Origin of the sequence: Streptomyces sp. BE20, assembly GCF_036322525.1 — a bacterium.
Classification (GTDB): Bacteria; Actinomycetota; Actinomycetes; order Streptomycetales; family Streptomycetaceae; genus Kitasatospora.
In genome coordinates, this window is the sequence record NZ_JAQYWW010000435.1 from 1 (window position 1) to 4603 (window position 4603).

The 4603-nt window shown below is 74.3% G+C and carries 3 protein-coding genes; 2 read left to right on the forward strand and 1 reads right to left on the reverse strand.

What is annotated here, in order from left to right; translation table 11 throughout:
* Nucleotides 1-945, forward strand: a 945-nt coding sequence (locus PUR61_RS03775; protein ID WP_329875579.1) for an aldehyde dehydrogenase family protein, incomplete at its 5' end; no start/stop codon positions are given.
* A 76-nt stretch (nucleotides 946-1021) separates the two neighbouring features.
* On the opposite strand, the gene PUR61_RS03780 is transcribed toward PUR61_RS03775, so the two are convergent.
* Nucleotides 1022-1915, reverse strand: coding sequence for a LysR family transcriptional regulator (locus tag PUR61_RS03780; protein ID WP_329875581.1), 894 nt, complete (start codon nucleotides 1913-1915; stop codon nucleotides 1022-1024).
* A 417-nt stretch (nucleotides 1916-2332) separates the two neighbouring features.
* Between PUR61_RS03780 and PUR61_RS03785 the strand changes: the two genes are divergently transcribed.
* On the forward strand, nucleotides 2333-4354 hold the full coding sequence (locus tag PUR61_RS03785) for a beta-galactosidase (RefSeq protein ID WP_329875583.1): 2022 nt from the start codon (nucleotides 2333-2335) through the stop codon (nucleotides 4352-4354).
* The last annotated feature ends 249 nt before the right edge of the window (nucleotides 4355-4603 follow it).

Here is a 4603-nt window from a genome sequence, read left to right on the forward strand (position 1 = left end):
ATCGCCGGTTGCACGGCCGTCCTGAAGCCCTCGCCGCTGACCCCCTGGACCTCGGCGCTGCTGGTGCAGGCGTTCGTCGACGCCGGGCTGCCCGCCGGCGTCCTCAACCTCGTCCAGGGCGACCGCGACCCCGGCGAGGCCTTGGTCTCCGACCCGCGCGTCGCCGGCATATCCTTCACCGGTTCCCTGCCGGTCGGACAGGCCATCAACCGGGCCGGCGCGGGCCGGCTGATGCGCGCCCAGCTCGAACTGGGCGGCAAGAACGCGCTCATCGTGCTCGCCGACGCCGACCTCGACGCGGCCGCGGACGCCGTCATCCACGGCGCGTTCGGCCAGAGCGGCCAGCGGTGCAGCGCCACCAGCCGCGTCATCGTGGACGGGTCGGTCCGCGACGCGCTGCTGGAACGCCTCGTCCCGCGCGTGTCCGCCATGCGGATCGGGCGCGGTGACCAGGACTGGGCGGACATCGGGCCGGTGGTCAACGAGGAGCGCCTGCAGGCCTGTCTGACCGCGGTGCGCACCGCCGTCGAGGCCGGCGCCACGCTGGCCTGCGGCGGCAAGGAAGCGGCCCTGGACACCCCCGGCTACTTCATGGAGCCCACCGTGCTGACCGACGTGGCCTGGGACAGCGAGATCGCCCAGGAGGAGGTCTTCGGCCCCGTCCTGTCCGTCATCGAGTGCGACGGCTACGAGGACGCCATGCGCATCTCCAACTCGGTGAAGTACGGGATGTCCGGCACCGTCTTCACCCAGAACCCGTCCCTGATGTTCCAGGCCCTCCAGGACTTCCAGGCGGGCATGCTGCACGTCAACCGCCCTGGTGTCGGCGCGTACTCCCACCTGCCGCACATGGGGGCGAAGGCCTCGCAGCTCGGCGCCCCGGAGTGCTCCCCGGACGTGTGGGACTTCTACACCGACCTGCGCTCCGCCTGCATCCGGTACTGACGCCCCGCCCGGACCCGACCACCCCGACCACCCCGCCGACCCCTCCGGCCCCGCCCGCCCCGACCTGTCCCGCCCGTCACCCGGGCCACTCGGAGACGGCTCCGACCAGCGCCACGAACGCCTCCTCCGGCGGCGTGAGCGCCCGGTCGGCCCGCCGTACCAGGGACACCGTCCGGACGGGCGGGGCCGGCACGACGGTCAGCGCCGCGAGCATCCCCGCCTCCGTCTCCTGGCGGATGACGTGCTCGGAGACGACCGCCAGGCCTAGCCCCCGGGAGACGGCCTGCTTCAGGGTGTCCGTCCCCCACATGTCCCACTGCTCGGCGCGCTCCAGCCCCCACGTCCGCAACGCGGACTCCTGGAGCCGACGGGTGGCGGAGCCCGCCTCGCGCATCAGGAACCGCTGGTCGGCCAGGTCGGCGGGGGTCAGCGCCCGGCCGATGAGGGGTGAACCCGGCTCCGCCACCAGCACCATGGCCTCCTCGAACATGCCCTGGGCGACGAGCTGTTCGTCCCGCGGCGTGCCGGCGCACAGCCCCAGCGCGACCTCTCCCCGCAGCAGCCACGACTCGACCGTCTCCTCGTTCCCCACCCTGATCTGACAGGAGACCTTCGGGGCCCGCAGGGCGAACTCGGAGAGCAGCAGCGGCAGGAGGTAGGTGCCCAGGGTCGTCGTCCCCGCCAGCACCAGCCGGCCGGCGCCCAGGCCCCGGCGCTCGGCGACGGCGAGTTCCAGTTCGTCCAGGATCCCGAAGATCCGCCGGGCGTGCTCGACCACGATCTCCCCGGCCGGCGTGGGGCGGGCGCCCTGGCTGGTGCGGTGGACGAGCTGGGCGCCGAGGGACCGCTCCAGGTTGCGGATGTGGTTCGACACGGCCGGCTGGCTGGTGAACAGCGACTTCGCCGCCCCGGAGAAGCCCCCGGACTCGATCACCTTCGTGAGTACTTCCAGCTGGATCAGGGTCACCATGCGCCGTACCTCCGTTGCACGCGGTCCTCGGCCCCGGGCACCGGCCCGGGGTGGAGTGGACCGGAAGGGGAATCCGCGTCCGCCCATGGAACGCGGGCTCCGGCGTCGACGCAAGGCCTGACCGGCCGCCCGTGACGGAGTTTGATCAGTGGGATGTTACCGGTATCAATTTTACTGTCAATGGTTCTGCCAAAATCGGTTGCAACAGCCGCGATGTCCGCTCAGATCGTTGATACCGGTCACATTGGTGTGTTGACTGTAGGGGTCCGGCGACGGCGGCACCGCCCGCCCCGCCGGCCCACCCCCGTTCCGCACGCCTTCTCCTGGGAGTCACGAGTGCCGCAGCTTTCCCCCTCATCGACACCGAACCCGGCCACCGGGCCCGCGGCCGTGCCGCGCGGCGCACCCTGGGGCTCGGTGCCCCGACTCGCGTTCGGCGGTGACTACAACCCGGAGCAGTGGGACCGGGACGTGTGGCGTGAGGACGTCCGGCTGATGCAGCGGGCCGGCGTGAACCTCGTGTCGCTCGGCATCTTCTCGTGGTCGTGGATCGAGCCCGACCAGGACCGCTTCGACTTCTCCGGAATGGACGAGGTGATCGCCCTGCTGCACGAGGGCGGTGTGGCGGTCGACCTTGCTACCCCCTCGGCCTCGCCCCCGCCGTGGTTCTCCGAGGAGTACCCCGACGCCCTGTTCGTCGACCACCTCGACCGGCGCCTGGGCCACGGCTCGCGCCAGGGGTTCTGCCCGTCCTCGCCGGACTACCGGCGACGCGCCGGCGTCGTCGCCGACCGGCTCGCCCGCCGCTACGGCGAGCACCCCGCCGTGGTGATGTGGCACGTCGGCAACGAAATCGGCGGCTACAACGCGCACTGCCACTGCCCCACCAGCGCCGAGGCGTTCCGCAGCTGGCTGCGCGCCCGCCACGGCGACCTCGACGGCCTCAACCGGGCCTGGGGAACGGCCTTCTGGAGTCAGCGCTACAGCGCCTGGTCGCAGGTCCGGATTCCCGGCGCCACGCCGGGCCGCACCAACCCCGCCCAGCAACTGGACTACTACCGCTTCGCCTCCGACGAGCTGCTGGCCTGCTACCGGACGGAGCGCGACATCCTCCACCGCCACTCACCGGGACGGCCGGTGACCACCAACTTCATGGCCGGGACATACAAGTGGGCCGACTACTGCGCCTGGGGGCCGGCGGTCGACCTCGTCACCAACGACCACTACCTGGTCGCCGCCGACCCCGAGGCCCACACCGGGCTCGCGTTCAGCGCCGACCTCTCCCGGGGGATCGCCGGGGGCCGGCCCTGGTTGCTGATGGAACACTCGACCTCGGCCGTCCAGTGGCAGCCGCGGAACACCGCGAAGCGCCCCGGCGAGATGCTGCGCAACAGCCTCGCGCACATCGCCCGCGGTTCGGACGGGGCCTGCTTCTTCCAGTGGCGCCAGTCCGACTCCGGCGTGGAGAAGTGGCACTCCGCGATGGTCCCGCAGGGCGGTGAGTCCACCCGGGTCTGGCAGGAGGTCGTTCAGCTGGGCTCGGTGCTCCGCAGGATCGGCGAGGTCGCGGGCTCCACGGTGACGGGCGAGGTCGCGCTGCTGTGGGACTACGAGAACTACTGGGCCCTGGAGCTGGGCGGCCGGCCGAGCGTCGACCTGGGGTACGCCGCGGAGGCCGAGGCGTGGCACCGCGCGGTCTGGCAGCAGGGCGTGGTGTGCGACGTGATCCCCGCCGACGTGTCCGCCGACGTGCTGTCCCGGTACCGGCTGGTGCTGCTCCCCAGCCACTACCTGGCCACCCCCGGGACGGTCCGGGCGCTCACCGCGTACGTGCACGGAGGCGGCCACCTGCTGGTCGGTCCGTTCTCCGGACTGGTCGACCGCGACGACCGCCTCCACCCCGGCCCCCACCCGGGCGCCCTGCGGGACCTGCTCGGGCTGACCGTCGACGAGTTCCTGCCGTTGCGGGAGGGCGCCACCCTGACCCTCGACAACGGGCTGACCGGGCGGGTCTGGGCGGAGGCCGTCCACCCGGCCGGCACGGACGGCACGGACGGCACCGTCGTCGACGCCCGGTTCGCCGACGGCCCCGCGGCGGGCGGGCCGGCCCTGCTGCGCCACCGCGCGGGCGCCGGCCTCGCGCGCTACGCCGCCACCCGCTTCGAGGACTCCTCGCTGCGGGCGCTGATCGCGGGCGCGCTGGACGAGGCGGGCGTGGGCAGGACGGCACCGGGCGCCGGCGACGGGGTGGAGGTCGTCCGCCGCACGGCGGAGGACGGGCGCAGCTGGCTGTTCGTCCTCAACCACACCGACGACACGGTCGAGGTCTCGTGCCGCGGGGTCGAGCTCCTCTCGAACACGACGGTCACGGGCCGTCTGACCATCGGGGCGGGCGACGTCGCCGTCGTCCGGGAGTCCGGCTCCCCGGACGCCGGCTGACGCAGTGGTGGGGGGGGCGCGGGGCGGGGCCCCCCCCCCCCCCCCCGCCCCGCCCCCCCCGGGGGCGCCGGGCCCCCCCCCCCCCCCCCCCAGCGCCCCCCCCCGGGGCCCCGGCCCCCCCCCCCCCCCCCCTGGGGCCCGGGCGGCCCCCCCCCCCCCCCCCCCCCGCGCCCGCCCCCCCGCCGGCCCCGCGGGGGGGGCGGGGCCGGGGGCCGCGGGGGCCGCCCGCCCCGCCCCCCCCCCCCCCCC

Coding starts and splice junctions, on each gene's coding strand:
- PUR61_RS03780 (WP_329875581.1), bottom strand. CDS start 1,915: ATGGTGACCCTGATCCAGCTGGAAGTACTCACGAAGGTGATCGAGTCC.